Origin of the sequence: Vibrio sp. MMG023 (genome assembly GCF_021654215.1) — a bacterium.
Taxonomy (GTDB): Bacteria; Pseudomonadota; Gammaproteobacteria; order Enterobacterales; family Vibrionaceae; genus Vibrio; species Vibrio jasicida.
Genome location: NZ_JAKFZP010000002.1, coordinates 622,065 through 641,799, shown reverse-complemented (window position 1 = coordinate 641,799; position 19,735 = coordinate 622,065). Strand labels below are relative to the sequence as shown.

Sequence of the window (19,735 nt, the reverse complement as noted above, 5' to 3'; positions counted from 1 at the left end):
ACGTCATGGAACATTACATCAGTCTGCTAGTTAAATCGATTTTCATCGAAAACATGGCACTGTCTTTCTTCCTAGGTATGTGTACTTTCCTTGCCGTATCTAAGAAAGTTAAGACCTCTTTTGGTCTGGGTGTTGCAGTAGTGGTAGTACTTACTATCGCGGTTCCTGTGAACAACCTAGTTTACAACCTAGTTCTAAAAGAGAACGCGTTAGTTGAGGGCGTAGACCTTAGCTTCCTAAACTTCATCACCTTTATCGGTGTAATTGCGGCACTTGTACAGATTCTAGAGATGGTTCTTGACCGTTTCTTCCCACCTTTGTACAACGCGCTTGGCATCTTCCTACCGCTGATCACAGTAAACTGTGCGATCTTCGGTGGTGTATCTTTCATGGTACAACGTGACTACAACTTTGCTGAATCTGTTGTTTACGGCTTCGGTTCTGGTGTGGGCTGGATGCTAGCAATCGTTGCTCTTGCAGGTATCCGTGAGAAGATGAAGTATTCAGACGTACCTCCTGGTCTACGTGGTCTTGGTATCACGTTCATCACTGTAGGTCTGATGGCGTTAGGCTTCATGTCTTTCTCTGGTGTTCAACTGTAAGTCGGGTAAACCGCATTAATTAAGGAATAGTCAATGGACATTATTCTTGGTGTAGTGATGTTTACTCTGATCGTACTTGCGCTAGTACTAGTGATTCTTTTCGCTAAGTCTAAGCTTGTACCAACAGGTGACATTACAATTTCTGTGAACGATGACCCTTCACTGGCGATCGTTACACAACCAGGTGGTAAGCTACTATCTGCGTTAGCTGGTGCTGGCGTATTCGTATCTTCTGCTTGTGGTGGCGGTGGCTCATGTGGTCAGTGTCGCGTAAAAGTTAAATCAGGTGGTGGCGACATCCTACCTACCGAGCTTGACCATATTACTAAAGGTGAAGCACGTGAAGGTGAGCGTCTAGCATGTCAAGTTGCAATGAAAACTGACATGGACATCGAGCTTCCTGAAGAAATCTTCGGCGTTAAGAAGTGGGAATGTTCAGTTATCTCTAACGATAACAAAGCAACATTCATCAAAGAGCTTAAGCTACAAATCCCAGATGGCGAATCAGTACCTTTCCGTGCTGGTGGTTACATCCAGATTGAAGCGCCAGCTCACCACGTTAAATACGCTGACTTCGATGTACCTGAAGAGTACCGTGGTGATTGGGATAAATTTAACCTGTTCCGCTACGAGTCTAAGGTAAACGAAGAAACGATCCGTGCGTACTCTATGGCTAACTACCCAGAAGAACACGGTATCATCATGCTTAACGTTCGTATCGCGACTCCGCCGCCGAACAACCCAGACGTACCACCTGGTATCATGTCATCGTTCATCTGGTCTCTAAAAGAAGGTGACAAGTGTACGATTTCTGGTCCATTCGGTGAGTTCTTCGCGAAAGACACTGACGCTGAAATGGTATTCGTTGGTGGTGGTGCAGGTATGGCTCCAATGCGTTCTCATATCTTCGACCAGCTAAAACGTCTGCACTCTAAGCGTAAGATGTCATTCTGGTATGGTGCACGTTCTAAGCGTGAAATGTTCTACGTAGAAGACTTTGATGGCCTAGCGGCTGACAACGATAACTTCGTATGGCACTGTGCTCTGTCTGACCCTATGCCAGAAGATAACTGGGATGGTTACACAGGCTTCATTCACAATGTTCTTTACGAGAACTACTTACGTGATCACGAAGCACCAGAAGATTGTGAATACTACATGTGTGGTCCACCTATGATGAACGCTGCTGTAATCGGCATGCTAAAAGATCTAGGTGTAGAGGATGAAAACATCCTACTAGATGACTTCGGTGGTTAATCCCTCTAAGTGATTGAATCTATGGCTAGCTCTCTAAGAGCTAGCCATTCTTTTTTGTAAAATACAAAATGATATTCAACAGTTGCTATAGGAAATCGGTTTATCTCAAGAGAACCCATTTTCCATATCAATTTAACAACAATAGGAGTAAACAAGTGAGTAAATGGCTTGTTGCATTCGCTTCTCTATTGGTTTTAGCTGGCTGTGACCAACCAGCAGATCAAATTCACCTAAGTGGCCCAACAATGGGTACGACTTATAACATCAAATACATCGAGCAAGATGGTTTACCAAAACCAGATGTCTTGCAGGCAGAGATTGATCGCTTACTTGAAGAAGTGAACGATCAAATGTCGACATACCGTGAAGATTCAGAGCTGAGTCGATTTAATCAGCATCAAACCAGTGAACCGTTTGAAGTCTCGCCACAAACCGCTACGGTAGTGAAAGAAGCGATTCGTCTTAACGGTCTTACTTTAGGTGCACTTGATGTAACGGTAGGACCATTGGTTAATCTTTGGGGGTTTGGCCCTGAAGCGCGCCCTGATGTGGTGCCTTCAGATGAAGAACTGGCAGCACGCAAAGCGAATACTGGCATTCATCATCTTTCCGTTGAAGGTAACAAGATGTCAAAAGACATCCCGAACCTATACGTGGACCTATCGACTATTGCGAAAGGTTGGGGGGTGGATGTAGTAGCCGATTACTTGCACTCTCAAGGCATTCACAACTATATGGTGGAAGTTGGTGGTGAGATGCGCTTGAAAGGCCTTAACCGCGAAGGTGTGCCATGGCGCATCGCGATTGAAAAGCCAACTGTTGATGAGCGCTCAATCCAAGAAATTATTGAGCCTGGTGATATGGCAATTGCAACAAGCGGTGACTATCGTAATTACTTTGAGAGCAATGGTGTGCGATACTCTCATATCATCAATCCTCAAACAGGCAAACCTATTCATCATAAGGTAGTGTCTGTAACGGTACTGGATAAGTCGTCGATGACAGCTGATGGCCTTGCTACTGGTATTATGGTGCTAGGTGAAGACAAAGGCATGGAAATCGCGAATGAAAATAACATCCCAGTTTTCATGATTGTGAAAACGGACGATGGTTTTAAAGAACTGGCTTCGGAAGCATACAAGCCGTTCATGAAGAAATAACAACTTAGTGAGCATGTCCCAATGAGTACATTTCTAATTACTTTTGCTGTCTTTGTTGCGGTGATTGCCGCGATGGCAGTTGGCTACATCTTCCAGAAGAAGGTAGTGAAAGGCAGTTGTGGTGGTCTTGGTGCGGTAGGCATCGAGAAGGTATGTAACTGTCCTGAACCATGTGATGCGCGTAAAAAGCGTGAAGCTCGTGAAGCACTACGTGCTGAAAAACTTGCTGCATGGGAAAAAGATCGCATTGCTTAATATGTGAATCCTAAACAGAAAAACCCAGCTTCGCGCTGGGTTTTATTTTTTCTGAGCAGTGAATGTTCGTTACTGGTAAATGGTCTGATTTCGGCCATTCCCTTTTGCTTGATACAGCCGGTCGTCCGCTACCTTAATCTGTTGGTCAAGGTTGCCGTCGATGTTTGATACTCCAACGCTAATCGTTACTTGAATACTCTCGTCCTGATAAGGTACGGGTGTTTTCTCTACACGTTGACGCATTTGTTCCAGTCGATTGACGAATTCATCATAACTGCCACAAGATTGTATACAGAACTCTTCACCACCAAAGCGTGCAATCACGTCTTCTGGGAAATAGATCTTCAGGATATTCGCTACCATCACCAAGGCTGCATCCCCGCCGTCGTGCCCGTAATTATCATTCACCTTTTTGAAGAAATCGATATCTAGCATCGCGATGTTGCGCTGTTCACATCCGCAACAAGCTTGACCAAATAAAAATCGACGATTCCATAAGCCAGTTAATGAATCTTGGTTGGCCATCCGGAACAATTCGGTAGTCGCTTCTTTCATGTCTAAGATTTGATGGACACGACAGAAAAATTCCTCTTGGTTGAAGGGTTTATATAAAAAGTCGTTAGCGCCAGCCTTCAGAAAGCGTGCGGTCATGGTGTGGTCGTCACTGCCAGAGATGCCTAGGATAGCCAGTTGGTTTTTATCCAGCTTTTGGCGCAGTTCTCGGATCATAGTGATGCCGTCTTTTACCGGCATGTCATGATCTGTCAAAACCAAGGTGATGTCGGGATTTTGCTCGATGAGCTCAATGGCTTTTTGTCCATTTTCGGCTTGAAGCGTTTGAATATATTGATGTTCTAATAGCTGAACAACATGGTGACGAACGGTCATCGAATCATCAACAACTAAACATTTGTGGTGCTGGTTATTGGTCAAGCGCTTAAGCAATGGCAGAAGATAAGAGACAGATGCCATGCTGTCTTTCAGGATGTAGTCCAATACACCTTTTGCCAACATTTGCTCTCGAATATCTTCCTGAAACATGGCTGTCAGCACAATGACCTTATGTTTACAAGCAAGGAGGAGGTCGATGATCTCTCCATCCTGTGCGTCCGGCAAACAATAGTCGAGAACGGCACATAATAAGTCATGTTCATTCATCAAAAAGGATTTAGCTTCTTCAAAACTCTCTACGGCAAGCACTTCATAACCAGCTTGGCTTAAGATTTGATGCAAATAATTTCTAAAGGCGCGACTGTCTTCGACAACCAGTATTTTCTTACTCAAAGAAGTGTCCCTACTTTTAGTGTTACTTGCATCAATAATAACGAAATGTGAATACAGTGCTATCAATAATTCAGATTATTGACTCCAGATAACACTATTTTCAAAGCGGCTATTTATGGCTATACTGTTTTTTTAAACAGTATTTGTTTTGTGTGTAGATCGTGCTTGAAAGAATAAGAAAAATAATTCACGTTGATATGGATTGTTTCTATGCTGCCGTTGAGATGCGCGATAACCCAAATTATCGGGGAGTCGCCCTTGCGGTTGGTGGGCATGAAAAGCAGAGAGGCGTTATCAGCACGTGCAATTACGAAGCACGTAAGTTTGGTGTACGCAGTGCAATGCCAACCGCAAGAGCATTACAACTATGTCCGAACCTGCTTGTGGTTCCGGGGCGTATGCACGTGTATAAACAAGTTTCTCAGCAGATTCGTGCCATCTTTGAGCGTTACACGCAAATCATCGAGCCTCTCTCTTTAGACGAAGCCTATCTCGATGTCACGGACTCATCAGCATGTCGAGGCTCTGCAACTTTAATTGCCGAATCGATTCGCCACGATATACATGTTGAACTGGGATTAACCGCATCAGCGGGTATCGCACCGATTAAGTTTCTTGCCAAAGTAGCCTCTGACATGAATAAGCCAAACGGTCAGTTTGTGATCCCGCCGGATAAAGTTCAGGAGGTGGTGGACAAACTTCCACTCGAAAAAATTCCTGGAGTAGGCAAAGTCAGTTTGGAGAAGCTTCATCAAGCTGGGTTCTACTTATGTGAAGATATTAAAAACAGTGACTATCGTGAACTGCTGCGTCAGTTCGGGCGTCAAGGTGCTTCGTTATGGAAACGCAGTCACGGTATTGACGATCGTGAAGTAGTGGTAGAGCGTGAACGTAAATCAGTTGGTGTTGAGCGTACGTTTAGCGAGAACATCTCGACTTACGATGAATGCTGGAAAGTAATAGAAGAAAAACTCTACCCAGAATTAGAAAAACGGCTAGAGAAAGCCAATCCAGATAAATCGATCATCAAGCAAGGCATCAAGCTCAAGTTTGCTGACTTTCAGCTTACTACGATTGAGCACATTCATCCCCAGTTGGAACTAGAGGATTTCAAGGTGCTGCTGCGTGATATTCTTAAACGCCAAAATGGTCGAGAAATTCGTTTGCTGGGCTTGAGTGTGATGCTCAAGCCCGAAGCACAAGCTCGTCAATTGAGCTTTTTCTAGGATCGAGCGATTTCCACTTGTTTCAATACTTGCTCGAAAGAGACATTCGCCATTGCTCCATAACCTTGCAGTTTACTCGCTTTTAACTGAGTGATAAGTGGCGTACTAATGCCACATAAAAAGCGAGAAACCGCTGCATTACTGAGGGCGGTAGGTGATAGTTGGATGAATTCGTTAATCCTTGCTGATAGGTGAGTGAGTTCAGGTATTTCATTTTGAGAGCTTGGAAACGTAGCGACGTGCCCGCGACATACTGAGCAATGACCACATTGCGTCGGTGCATTGTGATCAGCGAAGTAATGGGCCAGTTGATGACTCAAGCAATCGTCAGATTGGAATAAATTCAGCATGGTATGGATACGTTCAATATCCTTGCGTTCTTTGGATTGAAATAATTCAACCAAATGCTGAGCGAGTCCGTCTTGGCTTTGAGTTTCTGGAAGGACAGAATACACATCTGTTAGTTGTTTGCTTTCCAGCTCAATCCAGCCGTTTTGATGGAAGTAATCCAAAGCCGCAACCACTCGACTTCTCTCCGATTGGTAATGCATCCACAGCGCTTCCAAATCAACCTGACACCAAACTTTGGCCCTTGTCGAACAGGTAAAAATAGCCTCAATAAACTGGCGACGTTCACCGTGAAATTGGTTGAGAATGAATTGCTGATCTTGCAAAAACTTGAAGCGATATTCAGCAAAATAACTGTATTTTGCGGTAATAACTTGGGCGAGTTCCAAATAAACTAGCAGTGTCTTTAATGGCAATTGACGAATGTTACTGTCTCGAGATAAACGCAAAGCCATTACTTCCCATTGAGGAGCATGCTCGCGAATTTGCTCCAACACATAATGAATTGAGCTCGGTTCTGGGGTATCACCAAACACAAAGTTTTCTAGGACGGTTAAGCCCGAAGTATTCCCAAGTAAAATGCATTCTGAACGCTCGCCATCACGCCCTGCACGTCCAATTTCTTGCGCGTAGTTCTCGATTGACTTGGGTAAGTCAAAGTGAATTACTCGGCGAATGTCGGATTTATCGACTCCCATACCAAACGCGATGGTCGCGACAATGCAGTCAATTTGTGACGCCATAAATTGATGTTGAATCTGTTCGCGGATTTCGCTTTTCATGCCAGCGTGGTAAGCATGTGCATTGACGCCTAAATGGATCAAAGACTTTGCCACTTGCTCGGCGGTTTGCTGCTGTGTCACGTAGACGATGGTCGGAAGTTTTGGTGCAGCCGTAATAAGATCGCCAAGTTGAGTGGGCTTATTCGCTTCTTCACAAGGAATAACGGAGATATCAAGATTAGGGCGATAAAAGCCAGTCACTGTAATGTGTTCACTCGCGATATTGAACTTCTTCTGCATATCTTCAATAACCGCAGGGGTTGCAGTGGCGGTTAACAATAGAGATTGTTTGATGTTGAGGTCTTGCTGATATTGCGGAAGTTTGAGGTAATCAGGGCGGAAGTTGTGGCCCCATTCAGAGATACAGTGCGCTTCATCGACCACCATTAAAGAGATAGGAATTTGACGAATAAACTCTCGAAAGCGCTCGTTCTTCAAGCGTTCAACCGAGATCATCAAGATTTTAATCTTGCCACTTTTTACGCCCGCCATTACTTGTTGAGTTTCTTCGCGACTTTGGCTGCTGTCCACTGATGCTGCAGGAATCCCTCGACTTTGTAAAAAGCTTAATTGGTCTTTCATTAAAGCCAAAAGCGGCGAGATCACTAACGTTAGATTGGGTAGCAAAGTCGCGGGCAGTTGGTAACACAGTGATTTACCTGAGCCAGTCGGAAATATTGCGGCAGCGGAATGACCACTCATCACAGCTTCAATGACGGGTTGCTGTCCTGATCGTAAAGAATCAAAACCAAACACAGACTGAAGTGTTTGCTGAAGTGGGTCACTTTGCATAATAGGGAAACCTCTATTTGATGGTAAACTGTCGCAGAAAACGATTCTTTAAATTACCACATTCTAAATGCTTAATGCGCGCCCTAAAAGTATGAACAAAGCTGACTTAGTCCAAATTATCATTCAACACTTAGAAGAGAAGCTGCAAGTTGCTCACGCCTCTACACAACGAGCAATTGACGCCGCGACAGATGAAGAAACTGTCCCTGAGCATAAATACGATACACTAGCACTTGAGGCATCTTATCTTGCGCATGGACAGGCCTTGCGCGTGCAAGAAAGTGAAGAAGAGCTTCGCCAGTACCGCACTCTTGTGTTGCGTGATTTTGTCGATGCTCGTATCGCGGTTGGTGCTTATATTGAATTAGTGGACGAAAATGATATCGAAAAAGCTTTCTTTATAGGGCCTTGCTCTGGCGGATTGACTGTCGAATGGCAAGGCAAAGAGGTGTTTGTTCTTACGCCGAAATCCCCCCTTGGTCGTGCTTTGATGGGGAAAGAAGAAGGGGAGGAAGTGGAGATGAAAATTGGCGATAAAACAACTTGTTATGAAGTCGTGACGATTTGCTGACATCCCACCCATAGGTGGCTGTTATAGTTAAACAGGATAACCATGAAAAAGAGAAAGTAATGAAGAAACTGCTCACGCTCTCCTTGTTGACTATCAGTGCCAGTGGCTACGCAGCTCAGTGTCGCGTTGATATTAACAACGAAGTTCGTATGGATGGTCAGAACTTAGAAATCGTACATGCCAATGGTGAAAAAGCGGTCGTCGATGAAGACAATAACTTGTTCATCAAAGGTGAAATGATCGAGCTAGACGATGATCAAAAAGCGGCAATTGAAAGTTACCGCGAGAAGATGAATGCTTATATTCCGCAAGCGAAACAGCTGGCGAGTGATGGCTTAGCCCTAGCAAATGACATCATCGATGATATCGCAGTAAGCCTTGATGCGCCTGATTCGTTTGATAACGTTAAGGTTGCGGTAAAGGATTTCTTTGCCGATGTAGAAGCCCGTTACTACAAAGACGGTGATTTTATTCTGCCTGCTGACAGTTTTGACTCGATGACAGAATCATGGTCACAAGACTTCGAAAAGGCACAAGAAATCTTTAACAAAGAATTCCTAACCAGCGCATTTGACGCTTTGTCTGCCAAGATGAAAGAAGACGGTGGTTTGAACTTGACTGCGCTGTCTGAAAGCATGACGGAACTGCAAGCCAAGGTACAAGAACGCTTAGCTGAGCATTCGAAAGACGTCGAAAAACAAGCGGAAGATTTGTGTGAATCACTGGATAATATGGCAGGTGAAGAGCAAGATCTGCTGAAGAAGATCCCAGCGTTAAAAGATTACCAAGTCTTCACGATTTAATTCGCGAAACACAAATAACAAAGAGCGCCTGTTATCGGCGCTCTTTTTACATGGGTACTATTCAGTATCTATACGAGTTATTCCGCATTCATCTGAGTTAACTTATCGCCCACTGGTTTCGAGAAGTTAAAGCCATCGTGTTCATCCCAATTGATTGACCATGTCATCACACCAGCGTAGTTCGGGTAGTTGAATGCTGGTTTCACTGTGCCACATGAAGTGCCTTTGGTTAAGCAATCTAATGCGTCTAGGATGTTCTGTGTTGGCGCCTGACCTGAGTTAGCTGAACTTGGACCCGACGGCAAGCCAATCGCGACTTGGTCATCACGCAGTGGCTCAAACATGGTGCCGTCTGCTAATTCAAAGCCTTCAATCAACATCTTAGATTGCGCCACCATCATATCCACTGAGCCTTCTGGTGCCGATCCTGGTAAGTAAGGGTTTGGCAAGCCACCGTTGTTGTATAACTGAACGTGTAGCAGGTCGAGTGTGCTGCGTGTTTCGTTAATCACAGGAATGTATGCGCCCCAAATACCGCTATAAGCAATGTAGCCACCTTGTACATAAGGGTGCTCAGGTGCCATGGTTAGGTACATATCGCCGCCCATGTTCTGCTCGATTTGCAACAAAGCACCACCTAAACGAGCTTGGATTTGCGAACCATGCAGCAGGTTAGATCCACTTTCTAGATCCACATCTAAACCATCAAAACCCCACTCAGCAATCAATCCGGTCAGACTTGAAACGAAGTTTGCTTCATCTTGGTCTGTGTTGAGCGTGATTGTGCCTTCTGCGCCACCAAGAGACAGAACAAACTTCTTACCTTTAGCTTGCAGAGCGGCCATGTCTTGCTTGAATTGAGTTGGGTCTAGCGCAGGACAATCACTATAGATGTCACCAGAGTACAGGTTGAAGTGCACGGTACCATCGCTGTTACGGTCGTTTTCTGCAAAGGCAATATCAATCACATCCCATGCATCAGACATGTCAGCGAGGCGGATAGGACAGCCTGCACCGTTCACGAAGTTGTGCCAGTAGCCAATCAACTTATGACGTTTCTCAGTTTGTTCAACAACCGTAATCGATGCCGCATCAGAAAGCGCTATTGTACCTGCAAGATCGGTGGCTTGAGCGCTTACCGTAAAGCTACCAATCGCGGCAGGTGTCCAGTTCGCCGAGTAAGGTGCTGTCGTGTCGGTTGCGACAATGGCACCGTTCACCATAAAGTCGACGTGTTTCACGCCAGAGGTTAGTGAGGTTGCATCCGCGCTTAGAACGAGATTTTTACCTAAACCGACGGTTTGACCAGCACTCGGTGACGTCAATGAAATCACCAAATCTTGGTCACTCACAGTCACGTTAACGACAGACTCGGACGTGTTGTTATCGTTGTCTGTTGCAACGGCTTTAAGTTGATTGGTACCAATCAGCGTTGCATTCCACAAGACTGAGTATGGTGCTTGAGCAACCACACCTAAACTGGTGCCATTGGCGAAGAACTCCACTTGAGTCACGTTACCGTCTGCATCGCTGGCATCCGCCGAGACTTCAACATTGTCGCCAGCGAGTAATACTTGGCCTTCGCTTGGTGCGGTGATAGCGACTTGAGGCGGTGTCGAACAGGTACCTAGCCCAGTCCAGGCATCCTGCCAGTACAAACCTTCACCCGGCTCATAAGCCCAGGCTGCATCAGAAGAACACCAGCCTGCAACATCACAGCGGTATTTCTGGTTGAGGTTAGAGACGAGTGCACCTGCTTCATAGCGGTTACCTGCCACATAAGGCACGGCGTCTGCACAACCGCCAGAACTAGAGTCGCTGACGACGAGCGAGACTTCTTGGCTCATGGTTGACAGGTTCGAATCATCGGTTGCTTGCGCTTTGAAGGTATGAGTACCGACTGCCGCCGTCCAGACATATTCATATGGAGCCGCAGTATCGACAGCCACGGATTGGTTGTTTACGAAGAACTCAACTTGGGTGACTAAACCATCGCTGTCTGCTGCATCGGCCGTTACCGAAATAGTGTCACCCACACTTGGTGTTTCTGTACCTGTTGGGCTCGTTAGAGAAACGGTTGGAGGTGGCAATTCGGTTTGTGGTTGAACGAAGATAGAGACATTGGTTGTAGTTACCGAACCTTCGTTGTCGGTGGCGATTGCCGTTAACTGAGAGACACCCTCTACTGCTGTCCAGTCAGCTTGGAAAGGGGATTGGGTAACAACAGCAACGGTCTGGTTACCAGCAAGAAATTCGACTTGAGCCACTTGGCCGTCTTCGTCAGCGGCGTTTGCTAACAAAGTGATTACGCTGCCTTCTGGTATCTGTGCGTTATCGGTTGGAGAAGAGAATGAGACTGTTGGAGGTAGGTTTGTACCGCCACCATCACATTGCCCAAGGCCTTTCCAAGCCTCCCATGGTCCCGAGTTGTTTACCGGATTATTGCCTTGGGTCCAATAGGCCGCTTCATAAGCTGCGCCTTGGGTCCGTACTTGATCGCCAGAGTTATAAACGGTGGTACCATCCCATGCTGATAAATTTTGGCAGTTATAAGCTTGAGCTTGGTAGCTGACACTGAGTGCCGCGATGACCGCACCATGCAGTAGCGTGACCTTCATTTTTCTCTCCTTGAGTTACAAGATGTTCTGTTGAACTAATTAGATAACTAGTTGATAAATAGACATCAGGAGAGAAATTCGAAGCGTTATGTTTCACTTTTCAACACGAAATCACGTTGAACTATTCGTACTTTACAACTCGGCTCATTATTTTTCGGCTCACTTCACGCTGATTTATAAATTCATCAAAAAGACAAAAAACGATACTTGGCGAATATGAGATGTACGTGGAAATTTACAAACTGAATGTCTGCTAATTGATCTGATTGTCGAGTAATTAACCTAATCACTCTTGTTGAGTAGAAGATATTGCTATACTGTACTAGTCAGCTAGTTCATTGATATTTTGTGTGAGTGGTATGACACAACAAACTTCTTCTCAGCCTCGTGAGCATTTTGGCTCACGCCTTGGATTCATCTTAGCGGCAGCAGGTGCTGCAGTGGGTCTAGGTAACATTTGGGGCTTTCCTACCCAAGCAGCAAGTAACGGCGGTGGTGCCTTCTTGTTGGTGTACTTGGTGATGATTCTTATCGTTGCATTCCCAATGCTGGTGGTTGAAATGGCGATCGGTCGTCATGGTCAAGCAAACCCAGTAGACAGTATGCGTTCTCTAACATACAACCCTGTGGGCAAGAAGCTTGGCGGCTTAGTTGGTTGGATTGGCCTGAGTGTGCCAAGTGCGGTTTTGGCGTTTTACTCGATTGTAGGCGGCTGGTTGATCTGCTTTATGTTGGGTGCAGTGACTGACATCATGGGCATGGAAGCGGCGACACAATGGTTGAAAGGCTTCAGCGTTGAACGCAACTTGTTCGGTACGATTACATTTTATGTATTAACCATTTTGATCGTACAAGGCGGCGTGAAGCAGGGCATTGAGAAGTGGTCTACACGTCTAATGCCAGCACTGTTTGTTCTGTTCGGTTTGCTGTTCATCTACATCATGACGCAAAACGGTGCGATGGAAGGTTTGAAGCACTACCTAGTGCCTGATTTTGAGAAAGTATGGGATCGCAAACTAATCCTTGCCGCAATGGGCCAAGGCTTCTTCTCTCTGACCATCGGTGGCTGTTCGATGCTTATCTATGGCTCTTACCTAAGTAAGAAAGAGAACCTGCCGAAGATGGCGATGAACGTGACTATGGTCGATACTGCAGTTGCCTTTATTGCTGGTCTAGTGGTGATGCCTGCAATGTTCGTTGCGATGCAAAAAGGCGTTCAAATCTATGCAGAAGATGGTTCGCTATTAAGTTCAGATACATTGGTATTTACAGTTCTACCGCTGATGTTTGATAGCTTAGGTTTGCTTGGCCAACTATTCTCAATTGTTTTCTTCTTACTACTGACGATCGCAGCACTGACTTCATCTATCTCGATGCTTGAATGTCCGGTTGCACTGGTGGGTGAGCGATTCAACACGAAACGCAGCACGACAAGCTGGGTATTAGGTGGCCTGATTGCGCTGTTCAGTGTGGTTATCGTATTTAACTTCGGTGCACTGTTTGGCATGGTTGCGACCATCGCAACGCAATATCTACAACCTATGGCGGCGCTATTGTTCTGTCTATTTGGTGGTTGGGTATGGAATCGTCACTCGAAAATCAAAGAGCTTGAACAAGGTTGTCCTGAGTTCACCCAAGGTTGGTTTGGTAAGTTGTGGCCTGTATACGTGAAGTTTGTTTGTCCGATTCTCGTGGCGACTGTTATCTGGGCTTCGTTCGGCTAATAAGCTGACTCAAAACATAAAAGAAAAGGGCTTGATGAATGCATCAAGCCCTTTTTTCTATTCGTGTTTTTGCTATCCGTCTCGGCTCACGATTAACGGAACTGACCTGCATCAGGTAAGAAATCGAAACCTGCTGTCGCCAGCTTTGCTTCAAGCGCAGCACGGTCGATATCAAAAAATACGACCAACTTATCCAGATCACCGGCAAAGTCGTCACGCAGCTTCATATTGAGGATGCTCATTAACATGATTGGATCCATGGACTCAAAATTTGCCAGATTCATTACTTATCCTCAAAATCTGAAATCAGCAGGTTTGCTGCTGCAAACGCGGCTTTTTCACGAGCTTCTTTTGGTAGGGATTCGTCGGCAGCGATGTCGTTTAACGCTTTTACTGCACACGAGATCGCTTGAGGAATGTAGCCTTGATCGCCACTACCGATTTGAGCGTAAAGCTCACGAACTAATTCACAACAGCCGTATACTTGCATGGCTAAATCCTTAAGAAATGATAACTGCTCTCAAATATACACATAGCCGTTTTGAAACTCAAAGCAGAGAATTGTTTTGGCTCAAGTTAACACGCAACTTGAGCAAACATTCATCACTGTAATTGTGCTTCTAACTGATAAGTGACCTCTGGAGAAAGGTTGAGCTGCTTCGCAAGCTCCTGCAAATACGTTTTCTCCATAAAGTTTTGCTCATCGGCCACAATCAACGACGCCAGATAAATTTCTGATGCCTGTTGTGGCGACGTTGCTAAACGCGCGATTTCTGCTGGATCGAGAGGTTTATGCAGCTCTTGATGAACCAACTGTCTTACATGATCATCTGCGCCCATTTCTGTCAGTGCTTGTTCGATGCGAGCCATTTCTTGTTCATCGACGTGGCCATCGGCTTTGGCTGCACCAATCATGGCTTTAAGGATCAGTTTTGCATGTTTGTTGTCATCAGGATCGAAGCTTTCGTTGACGCCCTGTGTGTCCTGCTTCGCTTGCCAATCATTGTAGACTTTGTAAGCCAGAGCACCTAATGCCGCTGCGCCACCGACTTTGAGTGCGCCTGTACCGACTTTCTTGGCCATCTTTTTGCTCTTTTTAGAGCCCATTAACATGCCGATAAGACCGCCACCAATCGCGCCGGCACTAAGTGTTTTCAGTTGGCTAGAGCTTGATGAAGATTTGATATTGCTGGTTTGTTTACCAATCGCATCGGTACCTTGCTTGATTAGGTCTGATTTGAGCGCTTGGTTAAGAAGACTTTTTAGATCCATGAATGACCTCCTTACTAGATTGAATCCAGTGTAAGGTGATGAGTCTGAACCAAAGATTAACAGTGCCAATATTAGATAGGGCCAAAAGGCTTAAAAAACAGACGTAAAAAAGGGCTGACCGAAGCCAACCCTTTTTATCACTCTGTATTCAGCACAATGTGCTTATTGCAGCTTATTGCAGCTTATTGCAGTTGAGCTTTAATGTGTTCAACGATGTCTGCCATAGCAATCGCTGTTTTCTCACCAGAGCGGCGGTTCTTGTACTCGAAGTTGCCTTCTTTCATTGAACGATCACCGATCACGATAGTGTGAGGAATGCCGATAAGTTCCATATCAGAGAACATTACGCCTGGGCGCTCTTTACGGTCATCGAATAGTACTTCGATACCCATAGCCGTCAGTTCAGCGTACAGCTTCTCAGCCGCTTCTTTCACTTCTTCAGACTTGTGCATGTTCATTGGCACGATAGCCACTTGGAAAGGCGCTAGTGCGTCTGGCCAAATGATGCCGTATTTGTCGTGGTTTTGCTCGATTGCAGAAGCAACAACACGAGATACACCGATACCGTAACAACCCATTTCTAGGATAACGTTTTTACCGTCAGGACCAAGAACGCCACAGTTCATCGCTTGAGAGTAAACATTACCTAGTTGGAAGATGTGACCAACTTCGATACCACGTTTAAGCATTAGCGTGCCTTGACCACATGGGCTTGGATCACCTTCTACTACGTTACGTAGATCTTCAACTTGGCCTAATTCAACGTCACGGCCCCAGTTGATACCGAAGTAGTGTTTGCCGTCGATATTTGCACCTGCGCCGAAGTCGCTCATTACAGCAACTGAGCGGTCAACGATGAATGGCAGTTCAAGACCAACAGGGCCTAGAGAACCAGCGCCGGCACCGATCAGTGCACGCATTTCCTCTTCTGATGCCATCTCTAATGGAGAAGCAACTTGAGGTAGGTTTTCTGCTTTCACTTCGTTTAGCTCGTGGTCACCACGAACGATAAGAGCAATGATGTCAGCATCTACTTCATCAGACGCTTTCACGAATAGAGTTTTCACTGTCTTCTCAATCGCTAGACCGTGTTGCTCTACAAGCTCCGCGATTGTTTTCGCGTTTGGCGTATCAACCAACGTCATCTCTTGAGTTGGCTCAGCGCGCTCACCTGCAGGTGCTGCCGCTTCTGCTTTTTCGATGTTCGCTGCGTAATCAGACTCAGTAGAGAATGCGATTAGGTCTTCGCCGCTTTCAGCAAGCACGTGGAACTCTTGAGAACCACTACCACCGATAGCGCCAGAGTCAGCAAGTACTGGGCGGTACTCAAGACCCATGCGATCGAATGCTTTACAGTAAGCGTCGTGCATCGCTTGGTAAGATTTCTCTAGACCTTCTTTGTCGATGTCGAAGCTGTATGCATCCATCATGCAGAATTCACGTGCACGCATTACGCCGAAACGTGGACGACGTTCATCACGGAATTTAGTCTGGATTTGGTACAGGTTTAGCGGAAGCTGTTTGTAAGAGCTCACTTCGTTACGCACAAGGCTAGTGATCACTTCTTCAGCTGTAGGGCTAAGAACAAACGGACGAGTATGACGGTCAGTAAAGCGAAGTAGCTCAGGACCCATCTTCTCAGAACGACCTGTCTCTTCCCATAGTTCAAACGGCTGAACAACGGGCATCAAAGTTTCGACTGCACCTGCATTGTCGATTTCTTGACGAACGATGTTTTCGACTTTACGCAGCACACGTAGACCAGTAGGCAGCCAGGTGTATAGACCTGAAGCCAGCTTACGGATCATACCCGCGCGTAGCATGAGCTGGTGGCTCACTACTTCTGCGTCGTTTGGAGTCTCCTTCAGAGTAGAAAGAAGATAATTACTGGTACGCATTAAATTTATCCGTTTATTAAAGTTAGATACTCAAGCCAGAATGGACAGGAGCATGAGGTCCCACAAAGGGAAAATTGTTAGCCGCTTATAATATCAGCCAAATGCCTTTGTCAAAAGCTTTCAATCGCAGTAACTGTTATTAAGTTATCGCTAACCGTGAACTTAACGTTCAGATCGAACAAATTTACCGCATATTCCTTACTGTCAGGCTTGTTTTTCTTGTAAGCCGGACGAGGATCTTGTGCCAGAACTTGCTCGATCACTGTTTTGACATACTCAGTATCGCTACGCTTTTTGAGTGCCGCCAGTGCAGCTGAAGAAAAGCCGATTTGAGATGTTTCGGGTTCTTCTTCTGCGTAACCACCTTGTGCCTCTGCAATAGAATCTGAGTAGGGGATGTATGGTTTGATATCAACAATTGGTGTGCCATCGACCAAGTCTACGTTACCAAGATCCAAATAGATCTGATCGCCTTTCTTGCTAATACCTTTGACTTCCACTGCCGACATGCCAATGCCATTGGGACGGAAAGTAGAACGTGACGCAAAGACGCCAATACGTTCATTGCCTCCTAAACGAGGCGGGCGCACGGTGGGCTTCCATCCCGCTTCTAAGTTCTGATCAAACAAAAACAGTAGCCATACATGAGAAAACTGCTCTAAACCACGAAGGGCTTCTGGACTATTTGCTGCGCCTTGAAGTTTGACACGTGAATGCGCCGCAGGCACCAAGCGAGGTTGTCGAGGGACCGCAAACTTCTCTTTATATGGGCTTTCAATTACGCCAATAGGCTCAATGGAATACATGAATATGGTGTCTTATACATGGAAGATGAAAACTAAAGTACCACAAAATTCCGCTTGCTTTTTTGTTGAGAATAACTCCTAATTGATATGTTATATTATAACAATTCTTCAAGAGGGAAATTTTAATATGAAACCAGGCATTCACCCTGAATACCGTCCTGTAGTATTTCATGACACCAGCGTAGACGAATACTTTGTTGTTGGTTCGACACTACAGACTGATCGCACCATTGAATGGAAAGACGGCAAGACTTACCCATATTTCACACTGGATGTGTCATCTGCCTCTCACCCGTTTTACACAGGCAAGCAACGTGTCGTACAAGCTGAAGGTCGTATTGCGAACTTCAACCGCCGCTTTGGTCAATTCAATAAAGATAAGGAGTAAAAAATGAAGGTTGTTAAGTCATTAAAGAGCGCAAAAAGCCGTCACCCAGATTGTCAGATCGTAAAAAGAAGAGGGCGTTTATACGTTATTTGCAAAACGAACCCACGCTTTAAGGCGGTGCAGAAATAACCATAAATATCGTGTCGATTTATGGGATGTTGTGACTTATAATTCTGATTTATGATCTGTATGTGGGTGATATAACTATATTTTTATCGATAATGGGTCATAAATCCGCCTTTGAGTTACATTCTGTAACGTTTTGAACTTTCACTTAACCCTTGTGTCGAGTACCCTGCGCAAGCTTTATGACATTTTTGTCACAAATGCGCAGGAATAAATACAAGGAGGGAACAGATGAGTTCATCTGCTTCAATGAAACAAAACTCACCAAAGAAGCCGCTGTTCACGCGTTTTCTAGATACAGTTGAATATTTGGGGAACCTTTTACCCCACCCAATCACACTTTTCGCCATTTTCTGTCTTGCAATCCTAGTTATGTCGGGTATCGCTGGTTACTTTGAAGTTTCCGTTGTCGATCCGCGCCCAGAGGGTGCGCCTGGCCGTGCTGCTGATGGTATGATTCAAGTCGTAAGCTTGCTAAATGCTGAAGGCTTACAGCTGATTGTTACAAATCTAGTGAAAAACTTTGTTGGCTTCGCACCGTTAGGTACCGTCTTGGTTGCGATGCTTGGTGTTGCCATTGCAGAACATTCTGGTCTACTTTCTGCTGCAATGCGTGGCCTAGTAATGGGCGCTTCTCAGCGCATGGTTACTGTAACCGTTGTTTTCGCTGGTATCATTTCAAACACGGCTTCTGAGCTTGGTTACGTGGTACTGATTCCACTGGCAGCAATGTTGTTCCACTCATTAGGTCGTCATCCACTAGCTGGCCTTGCCGCTGCATTTGCTGGTGTATCGGGCGGCTACTCTGCAAACCTACTTATCGGTACGGTTGATCCACTGCTATCAGGCATCACTGAAACAGCAGCACAGATGATTGACCCAACTTACTCTGTTGGTCCAGAAGTAAACTGGTACTTCATGTTTGTTTCTACCTTCTTCATCGCGATTACTGGTGCATTTGTTACTGAGAAAATCGTTGAACCAAAACTTGGTAAATATAATGACGAAGAAGCGGCTGAAGACTTGTCTCAAGACAAGATGGGCGGTCTAACTGACGTAGAGAAAAAAGGCCTTAAGCTTGCGGGTATCGCAGTATTGGCAGTGTCTGCACTACTAGCATGGACTATTGTTCCTGCTGATGGTGTTCTACGTTCTGACGCTGGCACAGTAGCGGGCTCTCCATTCTTGAAGAGTATCGTCGCGTTTATCTTTGTTTTCTTCGCGGTACCGGGTTTTGTGTACGGTCGCGTAGTTGGTACGATGAAGAATGACCGTGATGTCATTGATGCCATGTCGAAGTCAATGTCTTCAATGGGCATGTACATCGTACTGGTATTCTTCGCGGCGCAATTTGTTGCTTTCTTTAAGTGGACGAATTTTGGCCAAGTGTTTGCAGTAGCAGGCGCAAGCTTCCTACAAGAAATTGGTCTAACTGGTCCAATGCTGTTCTTCGCCTTCATCCTAATGTGTGGCTTCATCAACTTGATGATTGGTTCAGCATCAGCACAGTGGGCAGTAACAGCACCAATCTTTGTACCAATGTTAATGCTAGTCGGTTACGCTCCTGAAACCATTCAAGCGGCTTACCGTATCGGTGACTCAACGACGAACATCATCACACCAATGATGAGCTACTTCGGTCTTATCCTTGCGGTAGCAACGCGCTACATGAAGAATCTAGGTATCGGTACGCTGATCGCGACCATGTTGCCTTACTCGATTGTCTTCCTTGTTGGTTGGAGTGTGCTGTTCTACCTGTGGGTATTCGTATTCGGTCTACCAGTAGGTCCAGGTGCAGCGACATACTACACGCCTTAATAGGC

Annotated in this window: 19 protein-coding genes; 11 read left to right on the top strand and 8 right to left on the bottom strand. The window is 45.5% G+C overall.

The genetic code is table 11. From position 1 onward, the window contains the following. The first annotated feature begins 5 nt into the window (after positions 1-5). The 4 genes from nqrE to nqrM all read left to right on the top strand — a co-directional run bounded on the left by nqrE (position 6) and on the right by nqrM (position 3,274). Positions 6-602, top strand: coding sequence for an NADH:ubiquinone reductase (Na(+)-transporting) subunit E (gene nqrE, locus L1076_RS08105; protein WP_005436652.1), 597 nt, complete (start codon positions 6-8; stop codon positions 600-602). A 33-nt stretch (positions 603-635) separates the two neighbouring features. Further along, a complete protein-coding gene (gene nqrF, locus L1076_RS08100) occupies positions 636-1,859 on the top strand; it encodes an NADH:ubiquinone reductase (Na(+)-transporting) subunit F (protein ID WP_038864647.1) in 1,224 nt (407 codons plus the stop codon). Positions 1,860-2,014: 155 nt separating this feature from the next. Next, positions 2,015-3,019, top strand: coding sequence for an FAD:protein FMN transferase (locus L1076_RS08095; RefSeq protein ID WP_038864649.1), 1,005 nt, complete (start codon positions 2,015-2,017; stop codon positions 3,017-3,019). Positions 3,020-3,040: 21 nt separating this feature from the next. Then, the gene (gene nqrM / locus L1076_RS08090) at positions 3,041-3,274 is read left to right on the top strand and encodes a (Na+)-NQR maturation NqrM (RefSeq protein WP_005427386.1); all 234 of its coding nucleotides are present in this window, start codon (positions 3,041-3,043) and stop codon (positions 3,272-3,274) included. A gap of 69 nt (positions 3,275-3,343) precedes the next feature. On the opposite strand, the gene L1076_RS08085 is transcribed toward nqrM, so the two are convergent. Further along, positions 3,344-4,558 carry a diguanylate cyclase gene (locus tag L1076_RS08085; protein ID WP_038864651.1) on the bottom strand — a complete coding sequence of 405 codons (1,215 nt, stop codon included), beginning with the start codon at positions 4,556-4,558 and terminating at the stop codon, positions 3,344-3,346. Between the two features lie 197 nt (positions 4,559-4,755). On the opposite strand from L1076_RS08085, the gene dinB reads away from it, so the two are divergent. Further along, on the top strand, positions 4,756-5,784 hold the full coding sequence (dinB, locus tag L1076_RS08080; RefSeq protein ID WP_042603798.1) for a DNA polymerase IV: 1,029 nt from the start codon (positions 4,756-4,758) through the stop codon (positions 5,782-5,784). Here dinB and L1076_RS08075 read toward each other — a convergent pair. Continuing rightward, complete coding sequence (locus L1076_RS08075; protein ID WP_237303485.1) at positions 5,781-7,706, bottom strand: RecQ family ATP-dependent DNA helicase; 1,926 nt, start codon at positions 7,704-7,706, stop codon at positions 5,781-5,783. The two genes, dinB and L1076_RS08075, sit on opposite strands and share 4 nt — an antisense overlap. Before the next feature lie 91 nt (positions 7,707-7,797). Between L1076_RS08075 and L1076_RS08070 the strand changes: the two genes are divergently transcribed. Then, the gene (locus tag L1076_RS08070; protein ID WP_237303484.1) at positions 7,798-8,277 is read left to right on the top strand and encodes a GreA/GreB family elongation factor; all 480 of its coding nucleotides are present in this window, start codon (positions 7,798-7,800) and stop codon (positions 8,275-8,277) included. A gap of 59 nt (positions 8,278-8,336) precedes the next feature. Then, a complete protein-coding gene (locus tag L1076_RS08065) occupies positions 8,337-9,080 on the top strand; it encodes a YggN family protein (protein ID WP_237303483.1) in 744 nt (247 codons plus the stop codon). A gap of 77 nt (positions 9,081-9,157) precedes the next feature. On the opposite strand, the gene L1076_RS08060 is transcribed toward L1076_RS08065, so the two are convergent. Then, entirely contained in the window at positions 9,158-11,698 is a 2,541-nt protein-coding gene (locus L1076_RS08060; protein ID WP_237303482.1) for an Ig-like domain-containing protein, read from the bottom strand. Between the two features lie 359 nt (positions 11,699-12,057). Here L1076_RS08060 and L1076_RS08055 point away from each other — a divergent pair, with 359 nt between their 5' ends. Further along, positions 12,058-13,422 carry a sodium-dependent transporter gene (locus L1076_RS08055; protein ID WP_237303481.1) on the top strand — a complete coding sequence of 455 codons (1,365 nt, stop codon included), beginning with the start codon at positions 12,058-12,060 and terminating at the stop codon, positions 13,420-13,422. Positions 13,423-13,514: 92 nt separating this feature from the next. Here L1076_RS08055 and L1076_RS08050 read toward each other — a convergent pair whose 3' ends face one another. The 5 genes from L1076_RS08050 to tsaA form a co-directional block, all read right to left on the bottom strand. Beyond that, positions 13,515-13,706, bottom strand: a complete 192-nt coding sequence (locus tag L1076_RS08050) for a DUF4250 domain-containing protein (protein ID WP_237303480.1) — start codon at positions 13,704-13,706, stop codon at positions 13,515-13,517. Then, positions 13,706-13,912 (bottom strand): YaeP family protein, encoded by a 207-nt coding sequence (locus tag L1076_RS08045; protein WP_038864665.1) that lies wholly within the window; start codon positions 13,910-13,912, stop codon positions 13,706-13,708. Before L1076_RS08045 ends, L1076_RS08050 begins: the two co-directional genes overlap by 1 nt. 113 nt (positions 13,913-14,025) lie before the next feature. Further along, positions 14,026-14,694, bottom strand: a complete 669-nt coding sequence (locus tag L1076_RS08040) for a tellurite resistance TerB family protein (protein ID WP_237303479.1) — start codon at positions 14,692-14,694, stop codon at positions 14,026-14,028. Positions 14,695-14,876: 182 nt separating this feature from the next. Further along, complete coding sequence (locus tag L1076_RS08035) at positions 14,877-16,592, bottom strand: proline--tRNA ligase (RefSeq protein ID WP_063344108.1); 1,716 nt, start codon at positions 16,590-16,592, stop codon at positions 14,877-14,879. A 110-nt stretch (positions 16,593-16,702) separates the two neighbouring features. Further along, the gene (tsaA, locus tag L1076_RS08030; protein ID WP_237303478.1) at positions 16,703-17,398 is read right to left on the bottom strand and encodes a tRNA (N6-threonylcarbamoyladenosine(37)-N6)-methyltransferase TrmO; all 696 of its coding nucleotides are present in this window, start codon (positions 17,396-17,398) and stop codon (positions 16,703-16,705) included. 127 nt (positions 17,399-17,525) lie between these two features. Here tsaA and L1076_RS08025 point away from each other — a divergent pair, with 127 nt between their 5' ends. From L1076_RS08025 to L1076_RS08015, 3 genes are all read left to right on the top strand, one after another. Continuing rightward, positions 17,526-17,786 carry a type B 50S ribosomal protein L31 gene (locus tag L1076_RS08025; protein WP_038864672.1) on the top strand — a complete coding sequence of 87 codons (261 nt, stop codon included), beginning with the start codon at positions 17,526-17,528 and terminating at the stop codon, positions 17,784-17,786. Between the two features lie 3 nt (positions 17,787-17,789). Next, positions 17,790-17,915 (top strand): type B 50S ribosomal protein L36, encoded by a 126-nt coding sequence (gene ykgO / locus L1076_RS08020; RefSeq protein ID WP_005380299.1) that lies wholly within the window; start codon positions 17,790-17,792, stop codon positions 17,913-17,915. A 228-nt stretch (positions 17,916-18,143) separates the two neighbouring features. Beyond that, positions 18,144-19,730 (top strand): AbgT family transporter, encoded by a 1,587-nt coding sequence (locus tag L1076_RS08015; RefSeq protein WP_038864674.1) that lies wholly within the window; start codon positions 18,144-18,146, stop codon positions 19,728-19,730. Positions 19,731-19,735 lie beyond the last annotated feature (5 nt).